The following is a 15,377-nucleotide window of genomic DNA, read 5'->3' as shown; positions in this document are numbered from 1 at the left end:
CGGAACCGATGAAGATCAGCAACATCCGCGTCACCCACGTCAACGTCCCGCTCGATGCTCCGTTCTGGTGGACGGCTGGTCTCTACGGCGGCGCCTCGAAATCGATCATCGAGGTCGAGACGGACGAAGGCGTGGTCGGACTGGGCGAGGCGCCATGGTGGCATTTCGGCGAGGTGATCAAGGCCGAGATCGCGCCGGCGCTGATTGGCGCCGATCCGCTCGACATCGCCGACTGCGAGGCGCGCTGTGTGCCGCCCTGGCAGATCACCGCCAACACCGGCGAGAACGCAGCCACGGTGGCGTTCGGCGCCATCGAACTGGCGCTCTGGGATATAAGAGGCAAGGTCTTCGGCATGCCGCTCTATAAGCTGCTCGGCGGCGCGGTGCGCAAGGACATTCCGTTTTCGGAATATTTCGCCTTTCGCCCCGCTCAAGGCGGAGCCGGCGGCGAGATGACCGCCGAAGCGATCGTCGACTATTGTCTCGGCATGCGAGAACAGCACGGCTCGACGATCTTCGAGGGCAAGCTGATCATGGGCGATCCCGAGCTCGAGATCAGGACAGTGCGCATGCTGCGCGAGGCGCTTGGCGATAAGGCGCAGATCAAACTCGATTCCAACATGCAGTGGTCGCTGACCACAGCGCGCTGGGTACTGCGCGAGATCGAGCCGTTCAACATCCGCAATTACGAGGATCCGGTCGCGACCTTCGAGGAGATGGCAGCGCTGCGCCAGCATTCGCGCATTCCGTTCTCCACGCACATCCCGGATCTCAGACGGGCAGTCGCGCTCGGTGCGCCGGATTACTTCGTCTGCAATTTCGCAGCACTCGGCGGATTGTCGAAAACTCTGAAATTCATCGCCGCCTGTGAGGCGATGGGCAAGGGGTTCTGGTGCTATTCGAACGATCTCGGCATCATGACATCGGCTTATCTGCACGTCGTGGCGGCGACACCGTGGATCACCGAAGCATCGCAGTCGCTGTTTCGCTGGCAGATCGGCGATGTCATCAAGGACGGTCCTTTCCGCCAGACGGGCAATACGGTGCGCGTGCCGGAGGGTGACGGGCTGGGCGTCGAACTCGATCCGGCTGCGATGAAACGCTGGGCGGGCCACTTCGCCGAACACGGGCCGATGGGCCATTTCAGCGACCCGAACAATCCCGGCCGCTACCGGCGGCTCCCGCTCAACTGATGCAACGTATTTTCCTCAGAAACTCAGGCTCACCCGCGCCCGCGATAGGGGGCGACGCCGGTGTCGGGCAGCCACACACCTTTCGGCGGGGCGCCCGTCTGCCAGAACACGTCGATCGGAATGCCGCCGCGCGGATACCAGTAGCCGCCGATGCGCAACCACAATGGCTTGGTCGCGGCGATGATGCGGCGGCCGATCATGACGGTGCATTCTTCGTGGAACGCGCCATGGTTGCGAAACGAGGTCATGAACAGCTTGAGCGACTTCGATTCCACCAGCAGCGCATCGGGTGCGTAGTCGACGACGATATGGGCGAAGTCCGGCTGGCCGGTGACCGGGCAGAGCGAAGTGAATTCCGGGCAGGTGAAGCGAACGATGGCCGGCGGGCCGTCGCCGCGCGAAAATGGCATGGTTTCCAGGACTGCCGCTTCAGGGCTCTGTGGCGCCTCGACGTTGGTGCCGAGCTGGGTGAGGTTTTTCGTATCGGTCATGAGCAGGTTCCTTGCTGCATGTCGCCCAAAACTGCGCAGCGATTTTGGGATAGCGACATGCGTAAAAACAAAAATTTGCCGCTCATTAGCACAATTTGAAACAGCAGGAAGACGATGACTAGCAACGACCCGCTCCTCCAGCCCTATCAGCTCAAGCATCTGACGCTGAAGAACCGGGTGATGTCGACCAGCCATGAGCCGGCCTATTCTGAGGACGGCATGCCAAAGGAGCGGTACCGGCTCTACCATGCCGAAAAGGCCAAGGGCGGCATGGCGCTGACCATGACCGCCGGCTCGGCGATCGTCTCGCGCGACAGCCCGGCCGCCTTCGGCAATCTGCATGTCTATGACGACCGCATCGTGCCGTGGCTCGCCGAGCTTACCGATGCCTGCCACGAGCATGACTGCAAGGTGATGATCCAGATCACCCATCTCGGCCGCCGCACCGGCTGGAACAAGGCCGACTGGCTGCCGGTGCTGTCGGCTTCGCCGGTGCGCGAACCGGCGCATCGCGCCTTTCCCAAGATTATCGAGGACTGGGATATCGAGCGCATCGTCGCCGACTACGCGGCGGCCGCCCAGCGCTGCCAGGCTGCCGGCCTCGACGGCATCGAATTCGAGGCCTACGGCCACCTGATGGACGGCTTCTGGTCGCCGGCCACCAACCAGCGCGACGACGATTTCGGCGGCTCGCTCGACAACCGGCTGCGCTTCACCGGAATGGTGCTCGATGCGGTGCGTGCCGCGGTCGGCGAAAAGTTCGTCGTCGGCATCCGCATGGTCGCCGACGAGGATTTCGAGAAAGGCCTGTCGAAACAGGAAGGCGTCGAAATCGCCAGGCGGCTGGCCGGCTCCGGCAAGGTCGATTTCCTCAACATCATCCGTGGCTCGATCGAGACTGATGCCGCGCTGACAAAAGTCATTCCGGTGACCGGCATGCGGTCGTCGCCGCATCTCGACTTCGCCGGCGAGGTGAGGGCGGCGACGAAATTCCCGACCTTCCATGCTGCGCGGATTTCCGACGTCGCCACCGCGCGTTACGCCATCGCCACCGGCAAGCTCGACATGGTCGGCATGACGCGCGCCCACATTGCCGACCCGCACATCGTCAGGAAGGTGATGGAGGGCCGCGAGCACGAGATCCGCCCTTGCGTCGGTGCAACCTACTGCCTCGACCGCATCTATGAGGGCGGTGAGGCGCTGTGCATCCACAATGCGGCAACGGGCCGCGAGGCGTCGATACCGCACATTATTCCGAAAACCGCGGGACCGAAGCGAAAGGTGGTCGTGGTCGGCGCCGGCGCCGGCGGGCTGGAGGCAGCGCGGGTCGCCGCCGAGCGCGGGCACCAGGTAGCGGTGCTGGAAGCATCGAGCCAGGCCGGCGGCCAGGTGCGGCTGGCAACGCAGAATCCCCGCCGCAAGGAATTGATCGGCATCATCGACTGGCGTCTGGCCGAGCTGGACCGGCTCGGCGTCGAGATCCGCTACGACACCTGGGCGGAGAAGGACGACGTGCTGGCGCTGTCGCCGGACGTGGTGGTGATCGCCACCGGCGGCCTGCCGCAGAACCCGCCTCTGACTGCGGGCGACGATCTCGTCACCTCGAGCTGGGACATCATGGCCGGCAGCGTCAAGCCGGCCGAGAACGTGCTGCTCTATGACGACAATGGCGGCCATCAGGGCATGGGTGCTGCCGAACTGATCGCCAACAGCGGCGCCAGGCTGGAGCTGGTTTCACCAGAGCGCTTCTTCGCGCCGGAAATGGGCGGCATGAACCATGTGCCTTACATGCGCGCCTTCCAGGAAAAGGGTGTCACGGTGACCATCAACACACGGCTGCGTTCGGTGCGGCGCGAGGGCAACCAGCTGATCGCCGAGCTCGCCTCCGACTTCGCTGATGGCTGGCGCGGAGAGCGCCGCGTCGACCAGGTGGTGGTCGAGCACGGCACGCTGCCGCTCGACGATCTCTATCTGGCGCTGAAGCCGCTGTCGAAGAACGCCGGCGCGATCGACTACGAAAAGCTGGTCAATGGCGGCGACATCTTTCCCGTGCGCAATCCTCACGCCGGTTTCGTGCTCTTCCGCATCGGCGATGCAGTAGCCTCGCGCAACATCCACGCCGCCATCTATGACGGCATCAGGTTCGGCTTGCGAATCTGAGGAATATTTTGGATTGATTGGTGGCGCGCAGCCGAACCTCCGTACGGAGAGCCACCACGGTACTTCGGCTCGTTCTGCGCGCCGCGCACGCCGCCGGCTTGCGGCCGGACACCGTACGATCTTGCGATTGCGGCAGGCCGCTCAAAACATCCTGGCGGTAGCCATGCAGAACACGGTGATGAGCAGCAGCCCGCCGGCGATGCGTTCGCCTTTTGTCATCTTCGCGCGCAACTGGGTTTGCGTCGCCGCATCAGCGCCGGCCAACTGCCTGCTGGCGGAACCCACCAGTGCGCCCTGGACCCCGGCGGCAATCAAGGCAGTCAAGATGCCCAGCGCCAGGACCTTCTCCATCGAGCCGAAGGAGCCGTTGTGGAAGAAATACCAGAGCAGCAAACCCGTGAGGAAAACCACGCCGGCCGCGCCCATTTGCGGCCGGAAGAAACGTTCCGCCCGGATCTCCGGTTCGCGGGCAACCGCGATGGTGGTGCCGGCCCAGAACACACCCGCCATGACGTGAAGGCCGAGGACGATGATGTAGACATATTGCATGACCGCATTTCCTCTCTTGCCCACCGCTAACCATATGGATAGATATCAAATGATTAGATGTCAACGCATAAGCTCGAGCCGGTTCCATAGGCTTTGCCCTTGTTCTAGTGTCGGATCATGACGCCCTTTGACCGCCCGCCGATCGGGATGAATCTCGCCCGCACCGCCAAGCTGGTCGCGCAGGCTTTCGACGCTGCCCTGGTCGAGGCGGGGGGCACGCTGCCGGTCTGGGTGACTTTGCTGTCGGTCAAGTCGCGGGAGCTGGCCAACCAACGCGAGCTCGCCGGCATGATCGGTATTCGGGGCGCAACACTGACCCATCATCTCAACGCCATGGAGACGCAAGGCCTGCTGATACGGCGCCGCGATCCCGAAAATCGCCGGGTTCACCAGGTGGAGCTGACCCAAGCCGGAGAAGCGCTGTTCCTGAAATTGCGCACCGCCGCGTTAGCCTTCGACAAGCGGCTGCGGAAGGGATTATCCGACGACAGGTTGGCGGAGTTTGCACAGGTGCTGGCCGCGCTGCGGGCCAATGTCGAAGGTTAGAATTAGGCTAGGAAAACGCTATGCGCGAAATTTCGCTGAAGGATGCCAGGACTACACTCTCGGCGCTGCTCGATCAGGTCGTCGCGGGAGAACCGGCGGCCATCACGCGGCGCGGCCGCAAGCAGGCGGTCATTTTGTCATTTCAGGACTACGAAAAACTGGCGCGTGTGCCCAACATTGGACAATTGCTGGCAGCATTTCCCGGTGATGAGGATGACCTTCCGCCTCGGCTCATCAGGTCGGTTCGCAAGCCCGAACCATGACGGATCTACGCCCGGCTGCCCTGCAGCACCGTCAGCCTGGCCTTCTTGGGCGCCCGGGCCACCAGCCATTCGCGCACCCTGTCCGGTGGCATCGGGAAAGCGATGGAATAGCCTTGCACCTGGTCGCAGCCGATCGCCATCAGCGAGTCGAGCTCGGCTTCGGTTTCGGCGCCCTCGGCGACGATCGAGATGCCGAGACCGCGGGCGAGCTCGGTGAGGGCACGCACGATCTTGGTGTTGCCGCTGTTCTCGTTGATGTTCTGGACGAAACGGCGATCGATCTTCAGCCGGTCGATCTCGTTTGGATTGACATGGCTGAGCGATGCGTAGCCGGTGCCGAAATCATCGAGCTCAAGATGGATGCCGGCGGCGCGGATGTGCCGCAGCTTTGCCGCGATACCGGTCTTCTCGTCATCGAGAATAACGGATTCGACGATCTCCAGCGATAGTTTGTGCGCGGGCAGGCCAGCCCTCTCCAGCGTACCGAACAGGAAGACTTCGAAATCTGTCTCGCGCAGCTCCGAGCCGGACACATTGACGGCGATCCGTCCGAAGGCGATGCCTGCGCGGTTCCATTCGGCTGCTTCGTCGATCGCCTTGGCAATAACGATGCGGCCGATCTCGGGCATCAAGCCGCATTTTTCTGCGATCGGAATGAACTCGCCCGGCGCGATCATGCCGCGCTCGGCATGCCTCCAGCGAACCAAAGCCTCGATGCCACTGATAGCGCCATCCGACAGCGACACCTGCGGCTGGAAATAGACTTCGAACGCCTTCTCAGAGATGGCGATCCTGATGTCGAGTTCGAGCTGCTTGCGATTATCAAGTTCGCGCCTCAGCTCATCGGAGAAGAACGACAAACTGCCGCCGCCCTGCCTCTTGGCTGAATAGAGTGCCAGATCGGCATGGACGAGCAGGTCCTGCGCATTGTCGGCGTCGACGGGGTAGACCGCAATCCCGGCACTTACGCCTGGATGGATCGTCGTGCCTTGGAAGATGACCGGCTCATTGAGTTTGGCCAGCATGCGTCTGGCGACGATATCGATGTCCGCGGTGCTGCCGGCGTCGTTGAGGACGACAACGAATTCGTCGCCTCCGAGACGCACGTTGAGATCCGACGTCCGGCAGGAATCGCGCATGCGCTGCGCGGCCACCACCAGCACATAATCGCCAGCGGCGTGGCCGAGCGTGTCGTTGATCTGCTTGAACCGGTCGAGGTCGAACTGCACTACGGCGACCCGCTCACGCCTTCGCTGCGCACCACTGATGAACGTATCGAAATGGTCGGTCAGGAAGGTACGGTTGTGCAGGCCGGTCAGCCCGTCATGCACGGCAATGAAGGCCATGGAATTGCGTGCATCGACCAGCTCGCGCGTCCGGCGCAAGATGGCATTCGACATCGGCCGGAAAATGAAAAGTGCCACCAGCAGGATGACGCCGATGGTCGAATGGAACAATGTGCGATGAAGATCGAGGAGCCTTTCGGAGCGCTGGTCCGCGTAGGCGCTGATGCGCTGGCCGAGTGCTGCGTAGCCCGACAATGTTGCGTTGGCAACGGAAGCGTCCAGATTAACGCGCTCCTCTCCGCCCTTGTAGCCGCCGCTGCCGGTCGTGTTGAGCCGCGATTCGAATGAAGAGATCAGACGCTCGCCGTTGGCGATAAGCCCGACCGAGAAATAGTCGAGATGGTACGGCTTGGCGAAAAGCACGCTCTCGATCGATTTCGGATCGAATCTTGCCGGCGACACCGGATCGGCGGCGGTCCGCTCGAGCAGCAGATCGTAGTTCTTCTCGAACTCCACTGTCGCTTGCTTGAGCGCGCTAACCAGGGCGTGCTGTTGATCGCGCGAGGCGCTGCCTGTTGCGCCGGCAAGGAAGACGATGCGCTGCGACAGGGCTTTTTGTGTGCTGACGATATCGAGCAGCGCCTGATTGTGCCGTTGGGTCGCCATCACCTGTTGCAGCAGGATGAAGGACGCCACTACCATGGCGGCTATGATCAGCAGAGCCAGCCAGTAGCCGGACTTGATCAGGAGTATAAGCCTGCCCGAAACGGCGTGCACCGGCTGCTGCGACATTTTCCGAGTCGGCCCTCTCGCCAACGAATTCTTGTGCGACAACCTTTGGCTTCAAAGTGTTAACAGCTTTGGGATGGCAACAGGCCGGCGGCGACGACGGTGGCGGGAAACCCGCAAAGTGGTTATTGCAATCTTTCGCGGCGCCTCTGCATTTGAACATCGTGGCCTCTGCCGTGCCATTGCCGCCACCGAAGCGGTCGCTTTTGCGATGGATTTTTCGTCCGCGCGGCGCGACAGTCCTCATCGATCTCAACAGGGCCTGATCATGACCGAAGCATTCCTTTCCCACATCGACAGCGAGCTTGAAGGACTGAAATCGGCAGGTCTCTACAAATCCGAGCGGGTGATAACCTCGACCCAATCGGCCGAGATCGAGGTGGGCGGCGAGAAGGTGCTGAATTTCTGCGCCAATAATTATCTCGGCCTCGCCGACAGCGCCGAACTGCGGGAAGCAGCCAAGCAGGCGCTCGACCGTTACGGCTACGGCATGGCGTCGGTGCGCTTCATCTGCGGCACGCAGGAAGAACACAAGCAGCTCGAGGCGACCATTTCTGATTTCCTCGGCATGGAGGACACTATCCTCTACGGCTCCTGCTTCGATGCTAATGGCGGCCTGTTCGAGACGCTGCTCGGCGAGGAGGATGCGGTCATCTCCGATGCGCTGAACCACGCCTCGATCATCGACGGCGTGCGGCTGTCGAAGGCAAAGCGCTTCCGCTACGCCAACAACGACATGGCCGATCTGGAGGCGCGGTTGAAAGACGCGAGCGACTGCCGGTTCCGGCTGATCGCCACCGACGGCGTGTTCTCGATGGATGGCACCATCGCCAATCTGAAGGGCGTCTGCGACCTCGCCGACAAATACGATGCGATGGTGATGGTCGACGACAGCCATGCAGTTGGTTTCGTCGGCAGGAATGGCCGTGGCTCGGCCGAACATTGTGGCGTCGAGGGCAGGGTGGACATCATCACCGGTACGCTCGGCAAGGCATTGGGCGGAGCGTCGGGCGGCTACACGTCGGGCAGGAAGCCGGTGGTCGACTGGCTGCGCCAGCGCTCGCGGCCCTATCTTTTTTCCAACACGCTGATGCCGGCGATCGCCGGCGCCTCGATAAAGGTCTTCGAACTGATCAAAGTCGGGGATGGATTGCGGAAGAGGCTCTACGACAATGCCGGGCATTTCCGGTCCGAGATGGGCAAGCTCGGCTTCACCCTGGCCGGCGCTGACCACCCGATCATCCCCGTGATGCTTGGCGATGCGACGCTGGCGCAGGAGATGGCGGCGCGGATGCTGAAGCGCGGCATCTATGTCATCGGCTTCTCGTTCCCGGTGGTGCCGAAGGGCCAGGCGCGCATCCGCACGCAGATGTCGGCCGCCCATTCCAGCGCAGACATCGATCGCGCGGTTGAGGCGTTCGCCGCAGTCGGTCGGGAACTCGGCGTGATTTCCTGAACGGCCGGAACCGAAAAGCGATTCCGGATCAAGAGGTTCAAGCGACTAAGGTTCTGGGGAACAAAAGAATGTCGAACATGATGAAGGCGCTGGTCAAGGCCAAGGCCGAGCCGGGCATCTGGATGGAAGAAGTGCCGGTGCCGGAGATCGGCCCCAACGACGTGCTGATCAAGATCAGGAAGACGGCGATCTGCGGCACCGACGTCCACATCTATAATTGGGACCAGTGGGCGCAAAAGACCGTGCCGGTGCCGATGGTTACCGGCCACGAATTTGTCGGAACCGTCGCCGATTTCGGTGCGGCGGTGACCGAGTACAAACTCGGCCAGCGCGTTTCCGGCGAAGGCCATATCGTTTGCGGCCATTGCCGCAACTGCCGGGCGGGCAGGGGGCATTTGTGCCGCAACACGCTCGGCGTCGGCGTCAACCGGCCGGGCGCCTTTGGCGAATACCTGGCGATCCCGCAGCACAATGTGGTGCCGATCCCCGACGACGTGCCCGACGAGATCGCGGCGATCTTCGATCCCTTAGGCAATGCTGTTCACACCGCATTGTCCTTTGATCTCGTCGGCGAGGACGTGCTGGTCACCGGCGCCGGGCCTATCGGCATCATGGGTGCACTGGTGGCGCAGTGCGTCGGCGCGCGAAAAGTGGTCATCACCGATATCAACCCGGTGCGCCTGGCACTGGCGAAAAAGCTTGGCGTTCAGCATGTCGTCGACGCATCGAAGGAAAAGCTGCGCGACGTGATGCCGGCGCTTGGCATGACCGAGGGCTTTGACGTCGGCCTCGAAATGTCGGGCGCAGCCCCTGCCTTCCGCGACATGATCGACACCATGAACAATGGCGGCAAGATCGCCATTCTCGGCATCGCGCCGACCGGCTTCGAAATCGACTGGAACAAGGTCATCTTCAAGATGCTGCATCTGAAGGGCATCTACGGCCGCGAGATGTTCGAGACCTGGTACAAGATGATTGCGCTGGTGCAGGGTCCTCTCGATGTCAGCGGCCTGATCACCCACCGCATCGGCATCGACGACTATGTTTCCGGCTTCGAAGCGATGAAGAGCGGCAATTCCGGCAAGGTGGTGATGGACTGGTAGGCGATCAGAAATGTTGGCGGGACAGCACCCCCCTCTGGCCTGCCGGCCATCTCCCCCTCAAGGGGGGAGATTGGCAGCTTCGCCGACATCGCTCTTCTTTGGAGATTGGCGAAAGCCGAAGCGACGTCCAATCTCCCCCCTTGAGGGGGAGATGTCCGGCAGGACAGAGGGGGTGTGTTAGCAGCTTTCACAGCTCCTTTCGTCGATCCGGCAACGCCATCTCCAGGGCCGCCACTCCGCTGACAACGGCCGCTCGCTGTTCCGTGCTCAGCCTCGCAAGCAATTCCAGCTCGAACGCTTTAGCCAGCGGCACCATCTCGCGATAGGCGACAAGGCCAGCTCGGGTCAGCGTCAGATGCTCGACCCGCCTGTCTTTTCCATCCGGTGTGCGAGTGAGCCAGCGGCGCCGTTCGAGCTCGGCGACGGCTCGCGAAACCTTGGTCTTGTGCATGGCCGACTGCTCGCCGAGTTCCGTCGCGGTCATGGTGCCGTGCTGGCCGAGCCCGGCCAGCGTGCGCCATTCGGGTCGGGTCAGGCCGTGACGGTCCTTGTATATCCTGGAGAATTCCCGGCTGACGGCATCGGCGAGACGGTAGAGCCGGTAGGGCAGGAAGCTTTCGAGTTCCAGGACGTCCATGATTTTGTATCCCGGCAGACGCCGTGGTTGATAGTTACATTTTCAATGGTTACAGATGAAACCAGTTTGGTCAATGCTTGAGTGCCGCAGCCATCGGAGGCGAGGAGCGCGCTCTGTCAGTATCCAGGGAGGATGCCATGGCCTATTCCTACATGCCGGGTTTCGGCAACGACTTCGAGACCGAGACTTTGCCGGGCTCGCTGCCGCAAGGACGCAACTCGCCGCAGCGGCCGGCCTACGGCCTCTACGCCGAGCAGCTTTCGGGCTCTCCTTTCACTGCGCCGCGCGGCACCAATGAGCGCTCCTGGCTTTATCGGATAAGGCCGAGCGTCAGGCATACCGGTCGCTTCAAAGCGGCGAATTATCCGCTGTGGAAAAGCGCGCCGAACGTCGGCGACCACCAGCTCGCTCTCGGCCAGTATCGCTGGAGCCCCGTGCCGATGCCGAAAGAGCCGACAGACTTCATCGCCGGCATGCGCTCGATCACCACCGCCGGCGACGTGCTCGGCCAGACCGGCATGGCGGCACATGTCTATGTCGCCAACCGTTCGATGGCCGACGACCATTTCTTCAACGCCGATGGCGAGTTGCTGGTCGTGCCGCAGGTTGGAGCCTTGCGCTTCGTCACCGAGATGGGCGTCATCGAACTCAGGCCGGGCGAGATCGCCGTGCTGCCGCGCGGCCTGGTGTTCAAGGTCGAACTGGTGGATCCGCAAGTGCGTGGCTATGTCTGCGAGAATTACGGCGCCAAGCTGACGCTGCCGGATCGCGGCCCGATTGGCGCCAACTGCCTGGCCAATCCGCGCGATTTCAAGACGCCCTGTGCCTGGTTCGAGGACAAGGAAACACCCTTCCGGCTGATCGCGAAATGGTGTGGCCAGTTCCATGTCACCGAGATCGATCATTCGCCGCTGGATGTGGTGGCGTGGCACGGCAATTATTCGCCCTACAAATATGATCTTGCGACCTTTTCGCCGGTCGGCGCGATCTTGTTCGATCATCCTGACCCATCGATCTTCACCGTGCTGACCGCGCCGAGCGGCGAGGAAGGCACCGCCAATATCGATTTCGTCATCTTCCCGCCGCGCTGGCTTGTGGCGGAAAACACTTTCCGGCCGCCGTGGTATCACCGCAACATCATGAGCGAGTTCATGGGCCTGATCCATGGTCAGTACGATGCCAAGGAAGAGGGCTTTGTGCCCGGCGGCATCAGCCTGCACAACATGATGCTGGCCCACGGACCCGATGCGCCTGGCTTCGAAAAGGCCTCGCGCGCGGAGCTGAAACCGGTCAAGCTCGCCAACACCATGGCCTTCATGTTCGAGACACGCTTCCCGCAGATGGTGACCCGCTATGGCGCCGAGCTCGAAACCCGGCAGGACAATTATATCGACTGCTGGGCCGATCTGAAGAAACGCTTCAACGGCACGCCCGAGGGCGACTGGTCTTGAGCGCCGTCGCATGATGGATCGTCTGGTGCTTCTTGGCTCGAAGGGTGGTCCGGCGCTCCGGCCGGGCGGACCGTGGCCGAGTTCATCGCTGCTGGAGATTGGCGGCCGCACCCTCGTCGTCGATTGCGGGCTGGGCGTAACGCGCGGGCTGACCGATGCCGGCGTCAGTCTGAAGGCGCTTGACCTGATCTTCATCACGCATTTGCATTCAGACCATGTGCTGGAACTCGGACCGTTGATCCACACCGCATGGACGGCCGGCCTGGGGACAAAGGTCACCGTATTCGGCCCGCCCGGCATCGGCTACTACTGGCAGCGCTTTTGCCAGGCGATGGAGTTCGACATCGAGATCCGCATCGCCGACGAAGGGCGGCCGGATCTCCGCGACCTGGTCTCGATTGTCGAGTTTGGTGAAGGGCAGGTGGCGGAAGAGCGCGGTCTCAAAATATCGGCCTTGCGTGTCGACCACCCGCCGGTGACGGACTGCTTTGCGCTGCGCTTCGAGCAAGCCGGGCAAAGCATCGTCTTCTCGTCCGATACGGCGTTCTTTCCGCCATTGTCGGATTTCGCCGAAGGCGCCGACGTCCTGGTCCACGAGGCCATGCTGGAAGAGGGCATCGAGCGGTTGGTCGCGAAGACCGGCAACGGTGCAAGACTGAGGGAACACCTGCTTGCCAGCCACAGCTTTGCCGAGGAAGCGGGCCGCATCGCCAGCGATGCAGGCGTCAAAAGACTGGTCCTCAACCATCTCATTCCCGCCGACGATCCCGAGATCGGCGAGGCCGACTGGATTGCCGCCGTCAGGAAAACATGGGCCGGCGACTTGACGATCGCCCGCGACGGCCTTGTTGTGGGGCTGGAGCATGATCTCGAAAAGTGGAAACCGGTTTTCGGAAGAGATCATGCCTAGAACAAAAAATCAAAGCAGCACCAAAGCTGCGCCAGGAGAGGAAACCGCATGAAGCTTGCCACCTTGAAGGACGGGACGCGCGACGGAAAACTCGTCGTCGTCTCGCGCGACCTGACGCGGTTTACCGATGCGTCGTTCCTGGTGCGGACGCTGCAGGCCGCGCTCGATGACTGGCGTCGGATCGCGCCGCATCTCACCGCCATGGCCGAATCGCTGGAGAACAATGCGGTGCCGTCGGCTCGCTTTCACGAGCACGACGCCCATTCGCCGCTGCCGCGCGCCTACCAATGGGCCGACGGCTCGGCCTATGTGAACCATGTCGAGCTGGTGCGGAAGGCGCGCGGCGCCGAGATGCCGGCAAGCTTCTGGACCGATCCGCTGATCTACCAGGGCGGTTCGGACGCCTTCCTCGCACCGCGCGACCCAATCCGCATGATCGACGAGACCCTTGGCATCGACCTGGAAGGCGAGGTCGCCGTCATTGTCGACGACGTGCCGATGGGCGCTGGCCTCGACGAGGCGCGGGCAGCGATCCGGCTGGTCATGCTGGTCAACGACGTGACGCTGCGCGGCCTGACCGGACCCGAGCTTGCCAAGGGGTTCGGCTTCTTCCAGTCGAAACCGTCATCAGCCTTTTCGCCGGTTGCGGTGACGCCGGACGAACTGGGCGATGCCTGGGACGGCGGCAAGGTCAGCCTGCCGCTGCTGGTCGATCTCAACGGCAAACCGTTCGGCCGGGCGAACGCCGGCATCGACATGACCTTCGACTTTCCGGCGCTGATTGCCCATGCCGCAAAAACGCGGCCGCTGGCCGCCGGCACCATCGTCGGTTCGGGCACCGTCTCCAACAAGCTCGATGGCGGGCCGGGCAAGCCTGTCTCGGCGGGCGGCGCCGGCTATTCCTGTATCGCCGAGTTGCGTATGATCGAGACCATCGAAGCCGGCGAACCGAAGACGCCGTTTCTGCGCTTTGGCGATACCGTGCGCATCGAGATGAAGGACAGGGGCGGGCATTCGATCTTCGGCGCCATCGAGCAGAAGGTCGAGAAATACGAGGGGGCAAGAGAATGACAGGCGAGACATTCTATCTCCTGTGCGGTGTCTGGGCCCTTGTCATGCTGGCGATCTTCATCCAGGCGATCCGGCTGAGCTATCGCATCGAGGCGCGCTCGCCCGGCCTGACCAACCGCAGCGGCTTTCCGCGCAAGGCGATGATGTTTCACACCGTCACCAACACGAACGTCGCGCGTGACCAGGAAACGCAAGGCATGCGGCGGCGCATGATCGGGCTGCTGCTGATTGTTCTCGCTGGATTCCTGCTAATGGGGGCAGGCTTGTCGTTGGTCCGGTCAGCTGAGTGAAGTCATGGACCTGCTGAACCATTTCCGCCGCATGGCGCGCAACAATCTCTGGTCGAACGACCGGCTTTATGGCGCCGTACTGCAGCTTAAGCCTGGTGATTCGAAGCCGAGCGAACCAGCTTCTTCCCGTCGATCAAGGCAACGCTGAACCACATTCTGGCGGTCGATCACCTCTATCTCGATTTTCTCGAAGAGGGCGGCGTCGGCGCCGCGGCCTATGATGAGTTCTTGCGCTTCGACGAAGCGGACGCGCTCTTTGGCAAGCGGGCGGAGGCCGACCGGCGGCTGATCGCTTTTTGCGACCGCCTGTCGGCGGACGATCTCGAACGCCGCGTCGTCACTGATCGGCGCGAGGACGGCATGATACCGGAGCGGATCGGCGATTTGCTCGCCCATCTCTTCATCCACGACATCCATCATCGCGGCCAGGTGCACGCGATGCTGTCTGGCACCTCGGTGAAACCGCCACAACTCGACGAGTTCTTCCTCGATTACGATGTTAAGTTGAGGAAAGCCGAAGTCGAGCGGCTGGGACTGCGAGACCAACTGCTTGGCTAATTATGCCAAAGCCACATCGTAACTGGCGAAATGCGGGTCGGATGTAAGGATGGTGAGATTCTCCATTTGCGCCTGCGCAATCAGAAGTCTGTCGAACGGATCACCATGGTGGTGGGGTAGGCTGCCGACGGCGTTTGCGTGCTGGAAGGTTACGGCGAGCGGCTGAAATTGCATCCTTGGAAGCAGCGTTGGCAGGTCGTCCGGCGCATCGAGTTTTCTGATCGAGCGTTTGATGGCAATTTCCCAGACGCTAGCCGCGCTCGCGAACACCACCGCTTCCGAAGCCAGAATAGCGCGGTGGTGCTCGCTGAGACGTCGATCGTCCGAAATCGACCAGAGGATGATGTGTGTGTCGGCGAGAAACGGGCCGACCGTCATTTCACGTACTCATCCCACTCGGGGCCGAGTTCATCAAAATCGTCCGCAATCCAGATCTTGCCCTTCAATGCGCCGATACGCGGCAGGGATTCGGCCACTGCCGGAGGTACGATACGCGCCGCCACCTTGCCGTGGCGTGTGAGCACGATCTCCTCGCCGGCTTCCGCACGGCTGACGAGTTCCGACAATTTGGCCTTGGCTTCGGCAATGGAAACATTCATGACTCGATCCTTTATGACCAGAATT

16 protein-coding genes and 1 pseudogene are annotated in these 15,377 nt (G+C 62.2%); 11 read left to right on the top strand and 6 right to left on the bottom strand.

What is annotated here, in order from left to right:
• Positions 1-8: 8 nt before the first annotated feature.
• Entirely contained in the window at positions 9-1,193 is a 1,185-nt protein-coding gene (locus NKH29_RS26440; protein WP_023717180.1) for a mandelate racemase/muconate lactonizing enzyme family protein, read from the top strand.
• Between the two features lie 29 nt (positions 1,194-1,222).
• Here the strand turns inward: NKH29_RS26440 and queF are convergent, their stop codons facing one another.
• Entirely contained in the window at positions 1,223-1,684 is a 462-nt protein-coding gene (gene queF, locus NKH29_RS26435) for a preQ(1) synthase (protein ID WP_353000931.1), read from the bottom strand.
• A gap of 114 nt (positions 1,685-1,798) precedes the next feature.
• Between queF and NKH29_RS26430 the strand changes: the two genes are divergently transcribed.
• Positions 1,799-3,844: an oxidoreductase gene (locus tag NKH29_RS26430; protein WP_352818302.1), complete on the top strand. Its 2,046-nt coding sequence runs from the start codon at positions 1,799-1,801 to the stop codon at positions 3,842-3,844.
• A 141-nt stretch (positions 3,845-3,985) separates the two neighbouring features.
• Here NKH29_RS26430 and NKH29_RS26425 read toward each other — a convergent pair whose 3' ends face one another.
• Positions 3,986-4,393: a hypothetical protein gene (locus tag NKH29_RS26425; protein ID WP_353000929.1), complete on the bottom strand. Its 408-nt coding sequence runs from the start codon at positions 4,391-4,393 to the stop codon at positions 3,986-3,988.
• A gap of 117 nt (positions 4,394-4,510) precedes the next feature.
• Between NKH29_RS26425 and NKH29_RS26420 the strand changes: the two genes are divergently transcribed.
• Both NKH29_RS26420 and NKH29_RS26415 read left to right on the top strand, forming a co-directional pair.
• Complete coding sequence (locus NKH29_RS26420; protein ID WP_023717184.1) at positions 4,511-4,939, top strand: MarR family winged helix-turn-helix transcriptional regulator; 429 nt, start codon at positions 4,511-4,513, stop codon at positions 4,937-4,939.
• 20 nt (positions 4,940-4,959) lie between these two features.
• Complete coding sequence (locus tag NKH29_RS26415; protein WP_023717185.1) at positions 4,960-5,202, top strand: type II toxin-antitoxin system Phd/YefM family antitoxin; 243 nt, start codon at positions 4,960-4,962, stop codon at positions 5,200-5,202.
• 5 nt (positions 5,203-5,207) lie between these two features.
• Here NKH29_RS26415 and NKH29_RS26410 read toward each other — a convergent pair whose 3' ends face one another.
• Positions 5,208-7,280: a putative bifunctional diguanylate cyclase/phosphodiesterase gene (locus tag NKH29_RS26410; protein WP_023717186.1), complete on the bottom strand. Its 2,073-nt coding sequence runs from the start codon at positions 7,278-7,280 to the stop codon at positions 5,208-5,210.
• Between the two features lie 265 nt (positions 7,281-7,545).
• On the opposite strand from NKH29_RS26410, the gene NKH29_RS26405 reads away from it, so the two are divergent.
• Together NKH29_RS26405 and tdh are read left to right on the top strand one after the other, a co-directional pair.
• A complete protein-coding gene (locus NKH29_RS26405; RefSeq protein ID WP_352548954.1) occupies positions 7,546-8,733 on the top strand; it encodes a glycine C-acetyltransferase in 1,188 nt (395 codons plus the stop codon).
• A gap of 68 nt (positions 8,734-8,801) precedes the next feature.
• Positions 8,802-9,836, top strand: coding sequence for an L-threonine 3-dehydrogenase (gene tdh, locus NKH29_RS26400; protein ID WP_023717188.1), 1,035 nt, complete (start codon positions 8,802-8,804; stop codon positions 9,834-9,836).
• A 187-nt stretch (positions 9,837-10,023) separates the two neighbouring features.
• On the opposite strand, the gene NKH29_RS26395 is transcribed toward tdh, so the two are convergent.
• The gene (locus NKH29_RS26395) at positions 10,024-10,473 is read right to left on the bottom strand and encodes a MarR family winged helix-turn-helix transcriptional regulator (RefSeq protein ID WP_023717189.1); all 450 of its coding nucleotides are present in this window, start codon (positions 10,471-10,473) and stop codon (positions 10,024-10,026) included.
• A gap of 137 nt (positions 10,474-10,610) precedes the next feature.
• On the opposite strand from NKH29_RS26395, the gene hmgA reads away from it, so the two are divergent.
• The 5 genes and pseudogenes from hmgA to NKH29_RS26370 all read left to right on the top strand — a co-directional run bounded on the left by hmgA (position 10,611) and on the right by NKH29_RS26370 (position 14,753).
• A complete protein-coding gene (gene hmgA, locus NKH29_RS26390; RefSeq protein ID WP_353000927.1) occupies positions 10,611-11,924 on the top strand; it encodes a homogentisate 1,2-dioxygenase in 1,314 nt (437 codons plus the stop codon).
• 10 nt (positions 11,925-11,934) lie between these two features.
• Positions 11,935-12,834, top strand: a complete 900-nt coding sequence (locus NKH29_RS26385) for an MBL fold metallo-hydrolase (protein ID WP_352481276.1) — start codon at positions 11,935-11,937, stop codon at positions 12,832-12,834.
• A gap of 48 nt (positions 12,835-12,882) precedes the next feature.
• Positions 12,883-13,905: a fumarylacetoacetate hydrolase family protein gene (locus NKH29_RS26380; protein WP_023717191.1), complete on the top strand. Its 1,023-nt coding sequence runs from the start codon at positions 12,883-12,885 to the stop codon at positions 13,903-13,905.
• The gene (locus tag NKH29_RS26375; RefSeq protein ID WP_352640016.1) at positions 13,902-14,195 is read left to right on the top strand and encodes a hypothetical protein; all 294 of its coding nucleotides are present in this window, start codon (positions 13,902-13,904) and stop codon (positions 14,193-14,195) included. Before NKH29_RS26380 ends, NKH29_RS26375 begins: the two co-directional genes overlap by 4 nt.
• A 4-nt stretch (positions 14,196-14,199) precedes the next feature.
• Positions 14,200-14,753: pseudogene (locus NKH29_RS26370) on the top strand (DinB family protein).
• Here NKH29_RS26370 and NKH29_RS26365 read toward each other — a convergent pair.
• Together NKH29_RS26365 and NKH29_RS26360 are read right to left on the bottom strand one after the other, a co-directional pair.
• Positions 14,754-15,131, bottom strand: a complete 378-nt coding sequence (locus tag NKH29_RS26365) for a type II toxin-antitoxin system VapC family toxin (protein ID WP_023717194.1) — start codon at positions 15,129-15,131, stop codon at positions 14,754-14,756.
• A complete protein-coding gene (locus NKH29_RS26360) occupies positions 15,128-15,352 on the bottom strand; it encodes a type II toxin-antitoxin system Phd/YefM family antitoxin (protein WP_023717195.1) in 225 nt (74 codons plus the stop codon). The genes NKH29_RS26365 and NKH29_RS26360 overlap by 4 nt, the downstream gene beginning before the upstream one ends.
• Positions 15,353-15,377 lie beyond the last annotated feature (25 nt).

It is taken from the genome of Mesorhizobium sp. M1295 (assembly GCF_040318135.1).
GTDB lineage: Bacteria > Pseudomonadota > Alphaproteobacteria > Rhizobiales > Rhizobiaceae > Mesorhizobium.
This window is presented reverse-complemented; position numbering and strand designations above follow the sequence as displayed.